The sequence below is a fragment of the Rossellomorea sp. RS05 genome (genome assembly GCF_039822645.1).
In the GTDB taxonomy this organism is placed as follows: Bacteria; Bacillota; Bacilli; order Bacillales; family Bacillaceae_B; genus Rossellomorea; species Rossellomorea marisflavi_B.
This window is the reverse complement of record NZ_JBDKWY010000001.1, coordinates 991,647-1,005,608: the sequence shown is the minus strand read 5'-3', so window position 1 is coordinate 1,005,608 and position 13,962 is coordinate 991,647. Positions and strand designations below refer to the sequence as shown.

The following is a 13,962-nucleotide window of genomic DNA, read 5'->3' as shown; positions in this document are numbered from 1 at the left end:
CTCCGATCGATAAATGGATCACCCTGTTTTTGTGCAGGTGACACAGACAGTCATGGCAGGGGATCCTTTTTTATAAGAGACTGAAACATCTTTGAAACCGGTTGAACGGACGGCAGCAGCAATTTCTTCACCGTACTCTTTCGCTCGTTCATCGCTCGCTTCATCGCCTCTCGGCTGAACTGTGATCAAGAGGGTGCCACCTTCATGCAATAGAGAGTGGATCCTTATAAGGGATTTCTCTTGATCATTCCAAAGGGGATAGTTGTTGATGGCAAAGATTTTATCATAGGAAGTCTCACTGGAAAAATCGCCAATATCCCCATTCCAGAGGCGTACCCGGCCTTCGTGGATCGCTTTCTCATTCTTCTTCTTTGCCGTTTCCTCCATCGTTTCTGAAATGTCGATTCCGTCGACGAACGCATGTGGGTATGAAGCAGTGATCCTTTCGATGCAGGAACCCGTCCCGTATCCGATTTCAAGCACTCTGTCCCTGTTTTGAATGCCGAGCCGCTTCAAGCTCCAATGATGGATCCTGCGATTATCGAACTCCATGATTTTTCCTGCCAACCAACCCAACGGTCCGGATGGTTCTTTGAATTGTTTCTGTAATACGCTCAAGGCAGAACGCTCCTTCTCTGTTTTCCTTTCTCTTTCCACAACGGTGCAGAAATAAACCTCTTGCCTTTTTTGAAAAAAGTGGCATACTATACTTAATCGCGACGATGAGAAGAGTACGGATCAATTCGGTCTTGAAAGAGAGCCCCGGCAGCTGAAAAGGGGCAGGCACAGACTGGTCCCGAAGATGGTCTCGGAGCGTTCCATTCGAAACCTTTGGAGTAGGGTGGCACGGGGCAGGCACCCGTTATCACACGCCGGAGTATAAGGGCCAGATCGGCTTCGTACTCAAGAAGGCAGGATTTGCGCGAGCATCCTGCGAACTAAGGTGGTACCACGAGCATCCCCCTCGTCCTTAGACGTCTTTATGGCGTCAGGACGGGGGTTTTTTGTTTACAACAAAAGGAGATGATCAGCATGACAGTATTCATTGGAGGAGCATGGCCGTATGCGAATGGGTCCCTGCACCTGGGTCATATTGCAGCCCTGCTGCCGGGAGATATCCTCGCACGCTACTATAGGATGAAGGGGGAAGACGTCCTTTACGTATCCGGGAGTGATTGTAACGGAACGCCGATCGGGATCAGGGCGAGCCAGGAAGGTGTCCCAGTGGAGGAAATCGCCGATCGGTTCCACCGGGAATTCAAAGAAACGTTCGATTCCCTCGGATTCAGCTATGATCTTTATACGCGAACAGACAAGCAGGCCCATCATGAAGCGGTACAGGAAATCTTTCGGACGCTTCACCGAAATGGCTGGCTGTATGAAAAAGAAGTCGAACAGGCCTATTGCGAAGTGGATCAACGTTTCCTGCCAGACAGATTCGTAGAGGGAATCTGTCCGGTATGCGGGGCAAAGGCAAGGGGAGATCAGTGTGATCATTGTTCCACGGTCCTGGATCCCTTGGATCTCAAGGATCGAACATGCAAACTATGTCAGACCGAACCGGTGATTAAATCGACCACCCATCTCTATTTTGCCCTCTCGGAATTTCAGGGTGCACTTGAGGAATGGGTAAAGGACCACGGGAAGGACTGGCGTGAAAATGCCCTGAATCTGACGCAGAGATATTTGATTGAAGGTCTTCATGACCGGGCCGTGACACGGGACCTTGAAAATGGGGTGGCAGTTCCGATTCAGGGATTTGAAGATAAGAAGGTGTACGTGTGGATCGAGGCGGTGAGCGGATACTACAGTGCCTCCAAGGAATGGGGAGCTGGAACGGGGAAGGACTGGAAACGTTTCTGGGAAGAGGACACCCGTACATATTACGTCCATGGAAAGGACAATATTCCATTCCACACGATCATCTGGCCGGCTGTCATGAAAGGGATCGGTGTAGAAGCGCTTCCTCATCACGTGGTGTCCAATGAGTATCTGACCCTCGAAAAAAAGAAGTTCTCCACCAGCGGCAATTGGGCCGTGTGGGCACGCGATCTGTTGGATCGATATGAACCTGATTCCTTGCGATATTTCCTCACGATCAATGCCCCGGAAAAGAGGGATGCGGATTTCTCCTGGCGGGAGTTCATCCATAGCCACAACGGAGAGCTTCTCGGAGCATTCGGTAACCTGGTGCAGCGAACGCTGAAGTTTTATCGTAAAGCGTACGGAGAAAAGGTGGACTTTATTACTGTCGGAAAAGGGTTGCGTGAAGAAGCACAAAATCAATTCGATTTGGCCGGAGGGCGCATCGAAGAGGGTACGACCAGGGAAGCGCTTGATGGCATCTTCGCATACATCAGGGGGATCAACAAACGCTTCGATGAATCGAAACCCTGGGTGGTCGTCAAAGAAGACGAGGATCGCGGGAAAGAACTTCTCACGGAATTCATTTATATCATCACCAACCTACGTGCCCTCCTGACGCCCTTTCTTCCAAAGACAGGGGAGGAGCTAGGCTGGCAGCTCGGGTCGGGCAGCGCCATCTGGGGTCCTGTAGGATCTGAGGTCCTTCACCTTCAAGAAGGTGGACCCCTGTTTGAAAGAATCGATCCATCTGTCATCGAAGAAGAAGTGGAGAAACTGATCACGGAGAGCAGCAACCCATGATGAAAGTGGTGATCGTGGCCGATACCCACTTTCCGAAAAAAAGGGAGGGATCTGCCCTCCCCTTTGTTGGATGATCTCAAAACGGCCGATCATATCATCCACGCAGGCGATTTTCAGACAATCGAGCACTATGAGGCGTTCAAAGAATACGGACAGCTAACCGCTGTGGCGGGGAATGTCGATGATGAGGGCCTCAAGGAAATCCTTCCTGAGAAGACGATCATTACATTGAAGGACCTCCGCATTGGTGTGGTTCATGGAGACGGCACCGGAAAGACGACGGAAAAACGAGCTCGCCTTGCCTTTGAACAGGAAGAAGTCGACCTCATCATCTTTGGTCATTCCCATATTCCCTACGTGAGGGTGGATGCGGGGGTGCTTCTGTTCAATCCGGGATCGCCCACCGATAAACGCAAGCTTTCGTATCATTCTCACGGGGTGCTTGAGATTGATGACGTGTGGAGTATAAAGCATTTCTTCTATAAATAAAGAAACAGCCGGGGCCTCTTAAAGGTCCCGGCTGTTTGATTAAAGGGAAAGAGAATAATAGTCCTGATGACTCTGAACAACAAAACCTAAGGACGTGTAGAGTTTTAGTGCATGTTCATTCTTTGCCGCCACATCGAGACCGATAAGGGAGTATTTACCGTCAGCTTCCCTCACCACCCGGCTCAATGCACGTCGACCGATTCCGCGTCCCTGGAGCGCAGGAAACACTGAAAACCAGTAGATGTAGCACTGCCCCCCGTCACGGGATATCTTCATTTGCCCTGCGACTTCTCCATCAAACAGGATCATGAGGGTATCGTTGATATGAGCCTCATCGAATGATGCGTCCTGAATGCCGAAACATTCCAACCCGAGACGTTTCATCTCCGGTATATCCTCCTGGGTTGCACCGCGGAGAACGATTGAGGCGTCCGGCTCGGGCAGCTCACACGGGACCCACTCCATCTCAAATTCGGTGTTATCGAAAAGGCCGCCATTCGCTTCAATGAACGCTTTCCCGGCAGAAGAGCGTCCGTGTGAATTGGCAAGCACCTTATCCACCGGATTCTTACTGATTTCTTTTAATGCCCGATTGAAGAGGGATTGGAAGATCCCCCTCCTCCTGTAATCGGGATGTACCATACCGCATAGTTCAATGGTGCTCCCAAAAGGGTAGACTCCAAGGAAGCCGGTGAGGCGTCCGTTATCGTAACTCAGGAGATCATAAGACTTATAGGATTCTCTCCGGAGCATGTCCCCATTCAATTTGATGGTGATGCCATCATGCGTTTCGCAAAGGGATTGAAGGGTGAATATGTCATCGAGTTGATCATGTGTTAGCATGCAGTGGATCTCCATTCTTCCGTAATATGTCTATATTGTATTAGATTAGCAGAGTGACGTCTGTCCGGCAATACCCATCTGATAAGAAATCCTTATGAGCAGTCATCATGGATTTGATCGGTTCTGGCCAACCCTATCAAGTATAATGAAAATGAGAAAAGGAGAGTGATGGCGATGATCACAGGGATTCATCATGCACAAATTACGATTCCTTCAGGGAAGGAAGAAGAAGCGAGGGCCTTTTACTGTGGGGTACTTGGACTGGAGGAAATGGATAAGCCGGAGAGTTTGAAAGGGAGGGGCGGCTTCTGGCTGCGCACAGGTAATGCAGACCTTCATATCGGAACGGAAGAAGGGGTCGATCGATACCAAACAAAGGCTCACATTGCCTATGAAGTCAGCGATGTGAGGTATTGGAAGGAACATTTGGAGAAGCTTGGTACCAACATCATTCCGTCGATTGCCATACCGGGCTATGACCGCTTTGAATGTAGGGATCCCTTCGGCAATCGTGTGGAGATGATTCAGGCTCTTTAGCTGTTGTTCATAGACCTAGGGTGTGTTCGACCTGCTTGGCTCGGAATCAGTCACGATCTCCCTGAAGGGGGATTGAATCAAGAATAGCAGTAGGGATTCCTATTCCTGTGGAACCCTACTGCTTTTTACTGTGGCTTATTCTGTATACGCTCGATCACCTCATGAAGGTCATCCGGTTTCAGGAACTCCAGCGGGGAAAACCCCTGTTCGAACGTCACCGTATCACTCTCGATCATCAGGACGTAGCGGTCGTTCACTTTTGCAAAATGGAGACGATCACCGAAATCCGACAGCATCGCCTTCACAGCCATATGGTCAAGGCGCATCTTCAGCTCCACTTCAGGTGACTGCTCGACAATCTGCGCTGCTGCTTCGACGACTTGTTCCGGGGTGAATCTCTCCTGCATCTCCCGTTTCGGACTGATGGCCCATTCCTCCACTGCTTCTTCAAATTCCACGCGCTCGTCGCTTGATTCTGCATAGGTTTCGGAGATATGTTCCTTCACCATGCCATACACCTGGGATTTTACGATTTCAGGCATGGATTTCTCGAACTCCACCCATTTGAGGAAGTTTTCGAAGTAGTGGGCATGGGATGCCTGGTGAATCTTCAGTTCAGCCGGGTCCATCATCCCGTCTTCCGGCATATACGGATACTGCACGGACTTCATTCCCTTTGTCGTGATGGCCATTTCAACATTGTGGATGAGCGTCGCTTCGTCCGTGATGGTCGCGACCTTCGGTTCAAAATCACATTTCATGATGAAGACAAAAGGATCATCGAAGAATTTCGTCAGCTTTGCAGTGGCAACGATCACGGCCCCTCCACGGATTGCGCTCGTTTCGAGGTACATCTGCACGATTTGATCCGTTGCCTCGCGGAAGGTGTCGCTATCTTCTGCGAACCGGGTCTTATGAAAGAGGTTGTAGTTGGGATTCGATGTCAGCTCATGACCGGGTTCAACGATGAACCGTCCGATTTTGGTTGGTGCATTTTCGGATTTTGCATGACGGTCCACCTTCCGTTTTGTGATCTTTGTGAGTTCCCCGTCTAAAAATGTTTTAAGGGGGCTTTCTTCATAGGTAGCAGTCGTAAGGGTCTGGAAGTGTTTTTGGCGCTTGTCTGCTTCTTCACCCTTTCCATCGACAGAAATCAGATAGAATGATAGATATTGTATCGTAAAGTCCATATGTCCTCTCCTGTCATCATTAAGTGCTTATCCAGTATAAGAAAATCCGTCTCTTCCCGTCAATGATTCCTCATACAAAAGGAGACCCGGCCGGGGCCGGGTCGATGGATGTCAATTTTGGATGAACGTTTCAAAGACGCTTCCATAATCCTTCTGAACGAAGGTCTTTTTCTTTTCAAGCAGCCAGTCGAAAGCATATTCATTGATTTCCCTGAATTGAGCGGACACATCTGCGTGGTCTGCCTTTACCTGCCCCAGGGTATGGGATGCAACGGAAAGGCTCTCTGAAGCGTAAGTTGAATACACGCTGTTATCAGCGGCAATTTCACCGATCTTGATGAGAGATTTATAAAGGTCCTTCACTTCAGTGAGGAATTTTTTATGAACATCGATGGAATAAGATTCTGAACCGATCTTGAATTTGATCTCCACATCCAAGTCGACGGTACCAGCCGTTTCAAGCATGACGCCGCTGATGGTATGCTTATAATAATCAAAGCGTTTCAACATGCGCTTTTTGCTTGTGGCGCTCGTCCCGTCAAGGTGGATGAGGGCTTTATTGGTGAAACAATATTCGTCGGACTTCGATTTGATCAGGAAATAGATCTTCTCCCCGTCTTCATGCATGATGTAGTCATCTGCATCCGCCTTATCATAATCCTGTGGATGGATGACCGAACCAATATCGCTCAGTCCCAGTACATCTGAAGCCATCTTACCGAACATATCGCATCAATTCCTTTCTTGTATATACTCTTTCATTATATCATATTGGAGTTCCTTGGAGCTTTGGCAGTTGGTGGGGCATCATTGTTGTGACGGATCGCCGGAACGGTTTATAATGGTAAGAAAAAGGGAGTGAGTACATGGATGAGCAAAAGTGGCTTGAGCCATTCAGGCACCGGAAACCAAGGCTGCTTGGAGCGGGATCCTATGCTTCCTTCGGGATTTTGCTGCCACTGATCCGGGTCGATGGAAAGCCTCATATCCTGTTTGAAGTCCGTTCGCAGGACATGCGCCGACAGCCGGGCGAAATCTGTTTTCCTGGAGGGAAAGTGGATCCATCCGATCAAGGTGAAAAGGAAGCTGCCATCAGAGAGACTTCTGAAGAACTCGGGATCTCAGTGGACGAGGTGAGGGATGTCTATCCCCTTGACTATATCATCACACCCTTTGGAACGATGATCTATCCGTTTGTCGGTCGGATCGAAACCACCCCAGAAGAGCTTCAACCTAATCCGGCAGAGGTGGGGGAGGTCTTTACGGTGCCATTGGATGATTTGTTGAATGATGAACCTGATATTTATACGATCGATGTGAAGATGCATCCGGAAGAGTCGTTTCCCTATGACCGCATTCCGGGCGGCAAACAGTATGAATGGCAGGCGAGAAAGATGCAGGAGGTCTTTTATTACCATGAAGACAAAGTCATCTGGGGATTGACGGCACGGATACTTCACCATTTTTTAAGTGAGCTGAAGAAAAACCAATAACATTTCGGGAGGGTCCCCTATGTACCGACATTCTTTCTGTCTTTGATCCCTTTTTCCTGCATGAATCTGTCATGCTTTGGCACATTAAAGGTGAATAATGAACAATTTGACGTGTTTGTCATGGCTGAAAAGAAGGTATAGATGAGTATATTGAATGTAGGAGGGGGAACCAATCGTGATGATTCGTGCGAAAAGCTGGAAAATGTTGAGTTCTAGGGAGAAGCTGTTCATTTTAAAAGCGCTTTGCAACAGACACGTGGTTTAATAGAATCTGTCATTCTATACTCAGTCAGGGGAATTCATATGATGAATGGAACAAAATAGGGACATCCGCACACTGAAGTGCCGGATGTCCCTATTTGGTCTGCTCATTACCTTTCGCATGCGATGAGGTCTTTGTCACGATCCTTACTCTTGTTGGCTTCATAGAGTGCTTTTGAAACATGTGGGGTGTATTTTGTCTTACCGCCTTTATTCTTCACACCTTTTGCCTTGGCGACACCGCCTTTATAGTCTTTGTTCAATTCGGTACAATTTTTGTACTTTTTGGCGGCGGCCTCTGTGGTGGGTACCCCCAGTGAAGCAAGCGAGAGAGAGAGAATGAGCACACAACCAATAATTTTCTTCATTGAAATCCTTCCTTTCAATATGGATGAGAAAGTATATTCGACAAAAGAAAGGGAATTCCTTTCCAAGCTGTCTTTTTTTAAGTAGACTTGAAGCACGTGATACCGATGTAAAGGTAGGATTCCAATTGACATTCATGTAAAATGAAAAAGCACAACTTTAGAGGGGGATCTGACAGTGAAAAAGAAAATAGTTGTATTGGCCGTGGGAATGATGCTTTTGCTATTGATCGCCGGCTGCAATCGTAACGCAGCCGAGATGATCAAGGGAGGGAGTGTCCAAGTGAATGAAGAGACCGGTGAACTCACCTTCACGGCCATTGTGACAGACAAGGAACTTGAGCAGGGAACACCCTTCCAGACGCGTTTCTTCTTTGAAGGCAATACGTTGAAAGAGGCTCTGGGAACCGACCTGGTTTATACAGACAAAGAGTTGAAGAGCAGGAAGAAAAAAGAGGGCGATGTGACCCAGGAAGTGACGGTCCCGCTCAAGAACAAAGAAACTCTTAAGCAAATTATCAAAGACATCCGGGATAAAGATAAGGAGTCCGTGACGATCGAAATCGTGAATGAAAAAGGACGGATCGACGACCGTACGATACATGAAGTGAAAGTCCATTGATTAAAAAAGGGGCTGGGACAATAGTGTCTTACCCACAGTAAAACCCGAACGAATTTCCCTACTTTCAGGCAAGTTCATTCGGGTTATTAAATTGTTCTTTGACCATTTATATGTACTTGTTTACAGCGGTTGATTGGAGTACAAGACGGAGACTCCAGCGGGAAGAGTGGCTGATGTGAGACCCCGCAGGCTTGCCGAGGAGGCTCACGGGCTACCCGCGGAAAGCGTAGTCTTGCACGGAAATCATGAGCGGTATAAAGAACCTACACTGATATTGTTCGTCGTGAAATAATCCCTTTTTAGTTTTGTCCCAACCTCTTCATTCCGTCCCTTCATCATCCTTCTCTCCCCTCTGCTTCCATAAGAGGAGGGCCGGACCGATGATCGGGATGAACGAAACCGGGGAAGGTATGCCGCGAAATCTTTTCATGGCATACCAGGATAGGGGAACGAGGACCAAGAAGTCGACGGTCATGACGCTGACCAGGGAAGAGTGCATGAATGCATCACGGTAGGCATTCAACGAAATCCCTCCTGTAAGAGGTAATAGCGACAAAACGAACAAAGCCACAATGATGCCGATGAATGATCTGGAGGAGGCTACCCGCATGAGCCAGACAGGAGTGACAATCTTCTCAAGGCCCTTGAATCGTCCCCTTAAGTGGAAATACGGGAGGAGACTGAAGGCTCCACTTCCCATGGATAAAAGGACGAATGGCCAGGAACCACTTCTTCGATCCGGCAGGAGGATGGCGGCGAAGAGCAAGGGGAATACCCCCAAGAAAGAGAAGATGGTCACTACCAGAGGTTCGACATGGGCGAAATCACCGCGAATCAGTTCATGAAAGATTTCATCTCTTCCTGACCCTGGAGCGAGGAAGATCGCATAAAGGATGAGAAGGATCCAAAGCAAGAGCATTCATTTTCCTCCATTTCATATCACATGATGCTACTCTTCTAACCTTAATTCATACACCGTAAACTGCATGAAGAAAATGATTAAAGTATATTGAGTTTTCTGAAAATTACTGATATAGTATAGGTAGTTATTTTTGTTCGGTTAATTATCTTGATAGAAAATCTTTCGTCTTGAATCTTAATCAGAGCAGGAATAGTATCATTTCAATGTGCATGCTGCACGAGGAGGTCTATGATCTATGTTACAGGGTAAAGTTAAATGGTTCAATGCCGAAAAAGGATTCGGCTTCATCGAAGTTGAAGGACAGGACGATGTATTCGTTCATTTCTCTGCGATTCAAGGCGATGGATACAAGTCATTGGAAGAGGGACAAGACGTGACATTTGAAATCGTTGAAGGGGCCCGTGGACCTCAAGCAGCCAACGTTCAAAAGTAATCATTGTCGATTTCCGGACAGGGAGCGTGTTCACGCTCCCTGTTTTTTTTGCGCAGAGTTTGAATTGGACATCATGAGAAAAAGGGTTATAATTAAGTATGACATTATAATATGACACTTTAGACATATAGAAAGGGTGTATGACAGTGGTACTAGAACAAAAAGGGTCGAAACTCGTCCTTGCGGGACTTCTTTTGGCCATCCTTATGTCTGCGATGGACAATACCATCGTTGCGACCGCTTTGGGCGCTATCGTCGCCGATTTGAACGGTGCAGATAAGTTCGTATGGGTAACCTCCGCTTATATGGTCGCGGTCATGGCGGGAATGCCGATTTTCGGGAAACTATCGGATATGTACGGCAGGAAAAAATTCTTCGTGTTCGGATTATTTGTGTTTCTGCTTGGTTCGGTTCTGTGTGGCCTTTCTCAAAGCATCGTCCAGCTCAGTATTTTCCGGGCCATCCAGGGAATCGGTGGGGGAGCTTTGATGCCGATTGCCTTTACCATCGTTTTTGACATCTTCCCTCCTGAAGCACGTGGGAAAATGACCGGGCTCCTTGGAGCAGTATTCGGTTCGTCCTCCGTCTTCGGTCCGTTGATCGGGGCATTTCTGACTGACAATTTCTCATGGCACTGGATTTTCTATGTGAACCTTCCTATCGGTCTTCTTTCGTTGATCTTTATTCTGGGTTCATACAAGGAATCACCGGAACGGTCCGATCAGCGCATTGATTGGGGAGGAGCGATCACCCTCGTGGTGGCAGTCGTCAGCCTGATGTTTGGACTTGAATTCGGAGGGAAGGAATATGCCTGGACTTCGTGGCAGATCCTTTCTCTGTTCGCAGGCTTTTTGATTTTCTTTATCGCCTTCCTGATGATTGAAAGAAAGGCTGCAGAACCGATCATTTCATTCTGGATGTTCAAGAAACCGCTTTTTGCCTCTGCTCAGGCTTTGGCATTCCTGTATGGAGCGACTTTCATCATCCTGACCATCCTGATTCCGATCTTCGTTCAGGCGGTTTACGGGGGATCGGCAACGAATGCCGGTCTTGTCCTCACGCCCCTTATGCTTGGTTCCGTCTTCGGAAGTGCCGTGGCCGGAATTGCCATGTCCAAGACAAGCTACCGAAATATCATGTGGATCTCCATCCTTTCCTTTATCATCGGGATGGCCCTTCTATCAACGGTTGGTCCTGATACGAGTAGATGGCTCCTGACGATCTATATGGTCATCAGTGGATTCGGCGTAGGGTTTTCGTTCTCCCTTCTGCCAAACGCAACGATCCATAAGCTCGAACCACGCTACCGGGGTTCTGCCAATTCAACGAATTCATTCTTCCGCTCCCTAGGGATGACCATTGGGATCACACTGTTTGGTGCGATGCAATCAAAGTTCTTTGCATCGAATCTGGAGGATGCGTTCGGAAAATCAGGGGGGATGGCTTCTGGTGATTCAAGCAGCCTATTCTCAGCTGAAATGCGGGATAAGATACCTGATGAGGTTCTCAGCAAAATCACTCAGGCCATGTCTGATTCCATCACCCATACGTTCGCATATGCACTCATTCCACTTGGAATTGCCGTTGTGTTCGTTTACCTGATGGGGAAATCAAGATTGGAAATCTCTAAAACCAAGCCCAAAAAAGGCTGATCAACCCTTACAGTGGAACCTGCCATGACGGCAGGTTCTTTTTTTTGATGGAGGTCAGTTGGCCGTTCATTCAAAGGGAATTCGGAGTAGGGTGTCGAATATTAGTAAGCAAAGGAGGCGTGTCATCATGAAGCAAATCATCGCCATGGGCGGCGGGGGGTTCTCAATGGAACCTGATAACCTGGCGCTGGATCAATACATACTGGACCAATCACAGAAAACATTACCAAAAATCCTGTTTCTCCCAACAGCTAGCGGGGATGCGGAAGGATACATCAAGCGCTTTTACGATTCATTCAATTCTCTTCGGTGCATTCCTTCTCACTTATCCCTTTTCAAGCTCCCTGCAAGGGACTTGGAACGTTTCATCCTTGACCACGATATTGTCTACGTTGGGGGAGGCAATACCAAAAGCATGCTCGCCCTCTGGAGAGAATGGGGTGTGGACAGAATCTTGAGAAAAGGATATGAAGAGGGGATCATTCTGTCGGGACTGAGCGCAGGCTCGATCTGTTGGTTTGAGAGCGGGGTAACGGATTCCTTTGGAGACGAGCTCGATATCGTTAAGGGTCTCGGGTTTATCCAGGGAAGTAATTCCCCTCACTATGACGGAGAAGCAGAGAGAAGGCCGGCGTTCCATTCGTTCATAGAACGGGGATTGATTCCTGACGGGTATGGGGCTGATGATGGAGCCGCGCTCCACTTTGTGGATGGGGCACTGAAGGGAGTTCTCACATCCCGTCTCCATTCTTCTGCCTTTAAGGTAGAGGGAAGGGATGGGCTACTATCGGAGACAAAGCTTGACTGTACCTTTTTAAATGAACAAAACTTTAAAGGGGGCCCATCCATGATCATAAAGGAAATCCCTGCAAAGGAAACATATGAATTGAGGCATGAAGTACTGAGGCCGGGACAGCCTCTTGAAGCATGCATATATGATGGCGACGAAGATGAACGAACATTCCATATCGGCGTCTACCTTCAAGATCGACTGGTGTGTATAGGATCATTTTATCAAGAACATGAAAAGTCACTGTCACAACATAATCAATATAGACTCCGCGGGATGGCTACACTGGAGTCCGAAAGAGGAAAGGGGATCGGCAGCAAGCTCATAGCTTTTGCAGAATCGGTCATGAAGGATAAGGATGCGGAGGCATGGTGGTGCAATGCAAGGACGACGGCTGTACCCTATTATGAGAAGCTTGGCCTACAAAAAGTCGGGAATGAATTTCATATCCCAGAAATCGGTCCTCATTATGTGATGTATAAAATTTTATGATCAAAAAGGCCCTGCATCGTCTGCAGGGCCTTTTTTTCATTCTTTGATCGTAGAGCTACGAAGTCTGATGATCTTCAGCAGGTTCAAAACGATTGTTTTCATGACGGCGTAGAATGGTACTGCAAGGATCATGCCTACGATTCCTGCAAGGTTCCCGGCTACCAGCAACAGGATGATGATTGTTGCCGGATGGGTATCCAGGCGTTTGCCCAGAATGAGGGGAGACAGGAAGTTTCCTTCAATCTGTTGAGCAATGACAACCACGACGATGACGAGTACTGCCTTCGTCGGAGAATCAAAGAGGCCAATGATCACAGCTGGTGCCGCCCCAAGGAAGGGACCGAGGAACGGAATGATGTTGGTTGCCGCCCCGATCAATGCCATTACCAGAGCGTAAGGAAGACCGATGATGAGATACCCGATGAACGTCAGAGTGCCCACGAATGAAGCAACCGTTAATTGACCTTGGATATAGGCAGCCAATGTACCACCTGTTTCCTTGAGCGTCTTGACTCCTTCTTCACGGTAGCTTGCCGGCATAAATTTTGCAATGGCATCCGGCAGCTTATATCCGTCCTTGAACATGAAGAACAGGAGGAACGGTACCGTCACGATCAATACCGTAATATTCGTTACGATGCTCACGATGCTTTTGATTCCTGATGTAATGTTATTCGGCAGGGAGTTTGCAATCCCCATGAGTTGGTCTTCGATATCTTTCATAGATACATAATCCTGCGTCATGACCCATTTGAATTGCTTTGTTTCAGACAGGTACTCGACGAACTGTTTGGTTTGATCAGCGTAATTTGGAAGCTCGTTGAACAGAGCCGTGATCTGTTTGTAGATGATCGGAGCCACATTGCCTATGATGAGGACAAGTATCCCGACAATGGCTGCATAGAGTACGATAATGGCGATGGTCCGCGGCAGCCGTGCCTTCTCCAATAGATTCACGACGGGATTCAGCAGGAAGTAAAGGAATCCTGATATCACGATGGGGAAGAACAGGGTCGAGACGAACACAGCAATCGGTTGGAACAGGAACGAGATCTTCGTTGAAACGAAAATGATGGTGAGGATGATTAAGATTTGCAGGGTCCACGTATAAAATTTCTTCTTGGTCAACTGATTCACTCCTGAAAGTATATATGTAATGGAATTAGTATAACAAATTGCAAGGTCTCATACATAATTTTAACGTGT

Annotated in this window: 15 protein-coding genes and 1 other annotated feature; of the genes, 8 read left to right on the top strand and 7 right to left on the bottom strand. The window is 47.9% G+C overall.

Annotated elements, in window-relative coordinates; translation table 11 throughout:
* Window positions 1–18: 18 nt before the first annotated feature.
* Window positions 19–618: an SAM-dependent methyltransferase gene (locus ABJ225_RS05180; RefSeq protein WP_290032582.1), complete on the bottom strand. Its 600-nt coding sequence runs from the start codon at window positions 616–618 to the stop codon at window positions 19–21.
* Between the two features lie 92 nt (window positions 619–710).
* Window positions 711–975 (top strand) — a binding site (T-box leader).
* 57 nt (window positions 976–1,032) lie between these two features.
* Here ABJ225_RS05180 and metG point away from each other — a divergent pair.
* Together metG and ABJ225_RS05170 are read left to right on the top strand one after the other, a co-directional pair.
* Window positions 1,033–2,667 carry a methionine--tRNA ligase gene (gene metG, locus ABJ225_RS05175; RefSeq protein WP_347318851.1) on the top strand — a complete coding sequence of 545 codons (1,635 nt, stop codon included), beginning with the start codon at window positions 1,033–1,035 and terminating at the stop codon, window positions 2,665–2,667.
* A gap of 66 nt (window positions 2,668–2,733) precedes the next feature.
* Window positions 2,734–3,156, top strand: a complete 423-nt coding sequence (locus ABJ225_RS05170) for a metallophosphoesterase family protein (RefSeq protein WP_347318849.1) — start codon at window positions 2,734–2,736, stop codon at window positions 3,154–3,156.
* A 39-nt stretch (window positions 3,157–3,195) separates the two neighbouring features.
* On the opposite strand, the gene ABJ225_RS05165 is transcribed toward ABJ225_RS05170, so the two are convergent.
* Window positions 3,196–3,999 carry a GNAT family N-acetyltransferase gene (locus tag ABJ225_RS05165; protein WP_347318847.1) on the bottom strand — a complete coding sequence of 268 codons (804 nt, stop codon included), beginning with the start codon at window positions 3,997–3,999 and terminating at the stop codon, window positions 3,196–3,198.
* 174 nt (window positions 4,000–4,173) lie between these two features.
* Here ABJ225_RS05165 and ABJ225_RS05160 point away from each other — a divergent pair, with 174 nt between their 5' ends.
* A complete protein-coding gene (locus ABJ225_RS05160) occupies window positions 4,174–4,536 on the top strand; it encodes a VOC family protein (RefSeq protein WP_347318845.1) in 363 nt (120 codons plus the stop codon).
* A gap of 125 nt (window positions 4,537–4,661) precedes the next feature.
* Here the strand turns inward: ABJ225_RS05160 and ABJ225_RS05155 are convergent, their stop codons facing one another.
* On the bottom strand, window positions 4,662–5,726 hold the full coding sequence (locus ABJ225_RS05155; RefSeq protein WP_056536090.1) for a DUF3900 domain-containing protein: 1,065 nt from the start codon (window positions 5,724–5,726) through the stop codon (window positions 4,662–4,664).
* A gap of 111 nt (window positions 5,727–5,837) precedes the next feature.
* A complete protein-coding gene (locus tag ABJ225_RS05150; RefSeq protein WP_079516210.1) occupies window positions 5,838–6,452 on the bottom strand; it encodes a PH domain-containing protein in 615 nt (204 codons plus the stop codon).
* A gap of 140 nt (window positions 6,453–6,592) precedes the next feature.
* On the opposite strand from ABJ225_RS05150, the gene ABJ225_RS05145 reads away from it, so the two are divergent.
* On the top strand, window positions 6,593–7,219 hold the full coding sequence (locus tag ABJ225_RS05145) for an NUDIX hydrolase (RefSeq protein WP_048014398.1): 627 nt from the start codon (window positions 6,593–6,595) through the stop codon (window positions 7,217–7,219).
* A 371-nt stretch (window positions 7,220–7,590) separates the two neighbouring features.
* On the opposite strand, the gene ABJ225_RS05140 is transcribed toward ABJ225_RS05145, so the two are convergent.
* Window positions 7,591–7,848 (bottom strand): excalibur calcium-binding domain-containing protein, encoded by a 258-nt coding sequence (locus ABJ225_RS05140; RefSeq protein WP_048014399.1) that lies wholly within the window; start codon window positions 7,846–7,848, stop codon window positions 7,591–7,593.
* Window positions 7,849–8,023: 175 nt separating this feature from the next.
* Here ABJ225_RS05140 and ABJ225_RS05135 point away from each other — a divergent pair, with 175 nt between their 5' ends.
* A complete protein-coding gene (locus ABJ225_RS05135) occupies window positions 8,024–8,467 on the top strand; it encodes a hypothetical protein (RefSeq protein ID WP_048014400.1) in 444 nt (147 codons plus the stop codon).
* Window positions 8,468–8,786: 319 nt separating this feature from the next.
* Here ABJ225_RS05135 and ABJ225_RS05130 read toward each other — a convergent pair whose 3' ends face one another.
* Window positions 8,787–9,386: a hypothetical protein gene (locus ABJ225_RS05130; protein ID WP_347318842.1), complete on the bottom strand. Its 600-nt coding sequence runs from the start codon at window positions 9,384–9,386 to the stop codon at window positions 8,787–8,789.
* A gap of 238 nt (window positions 9,387–9,624) precedes the next feature.
* On the opposite strand from ABJ225_RS05130, the gene cspD reads away from it, so the two are divergent.
* From cspD to ABJ225_RS05115, 3 genes are all read left to right on the top strand, one after another.
* Complete coding sequence (gene cspD / locus ABJ225_RS05125; RefSeq protein ID WP_056536105.1) at window positions 9,625–9,822, top strand: cold-shock protein CspD; 198 nt, start codon at window positions 9,625–9,627, stop codon at window positions 9,820–9,822.
* A 146-nt stretch (window positions 9,823–9,968) separates the two neighbouring features.
* Complete coding sequence (locus ABJ225_RS05120; protein ID WP_273546578.1) at window positions 9,969–11,474, top strand: MDR family MFS transporter; 1,506 nt, start codon at window positions 9,969–9,971, stop codon at window positions 11,472–11,474.
* Window positions 11,475–11,601: 127 nt separating this feature from the next.
* On the top strand, window positions 11,602–12,756 hold the full coding sequence (locus ABJ225_RS05115) for a GNAT family N-acetyltransferase (protein WP_347318839.1): 1,155 nt from the start codon (window positions 11,602–11,604) through the stop codon (window positions 12,754–12,756).
* A gap of 36 nt (window positions 12,757–12,792) precedes the next feature.
* On the opposite strand, the gene ABJ225_RS05110 is transcribed toward ABJ225_RS05115, so the two are convergent.
* Complete coding sequence (locus tag ABJ225_RS05110; RefSeq protein WP_048014414.1) at window positions 12,793–13,884, bottom strand: AI-2E family transporter; 1,092 nt, start codon at window positions 13,882–13,884, stop codon at window positions 12,793–12,795.
* Window positions 13,885–13,962: the final 78 nt, after the last annotated feature.

Coding starts and splice junctions, on each gene's coding strand:
- metG (WP_347318851.1), top strand. CDS start 1,033: ATGACAGTATTCATTGGAGGAGCATGGCCGTATGCGAATGGGTCCCTG.
- ABJ225_RS05165 (WP_347318847.1), bottom strand. CDS start 3,999: ATGCTAACACATGATCAACTCGATGACATATTCACCCTTCAATCCCTT.
- ABJ225_RS05160 (WP_347318845.1), top strand. CDS start 4,174: ATGATCACAGGGATTCATCATGCACAAATTACGATTCCTTCAGGGAAG.
- ABJ225_RS05155 (WP_056536090.1), bottom strand. CDS start 5,726: ATGGACTTTACGATACAATATCTATCATTCTATCTGATTTCTGTCGAT.
- ABJ225_RS05150 (WP_079516210.1), bottom strand. CDS start 6,452: ATGTTCGGTAAGATGGCTTCAGATGTACTGGGACTGAGCGATATTGGT.
- ABJ225_RS05145 (WP_048014398.1), top strand. CDS start 6,593: ATGGATGAGCAAAAGTGGCTTGAGCCATTCAGGCACCGGAAACCAAGG.
- ABJ225_RS05140 (WP_048014399.1), bottom strand. CDS start 7,848: ATGAAGAAAATTATTGGTTGTGTGCTCATTCTCTCTCTCTCGCTTGCT.
- ABJ225_RS05130 (WP_347318842.1), bottom strand. CDS start 9,386: ATGCTCTTGCTTTGGATCCTTCTCATCCTTTATGCGATCTTCCTCGCT.
- cspD (WP_056536105.1), top strand. CDS start 9,625: ATGTTACAGGGTAAAGTTAAATGGTTCAATGCCGAAAAAGGATTCGGC.
- ABJ225_RS05115 (WP_347318839.1), top strand. CDS start 11,602: ATGAAGCAAATCATCGCCATGGGCGGCGGGGGGTTCTCAATGGAACCT.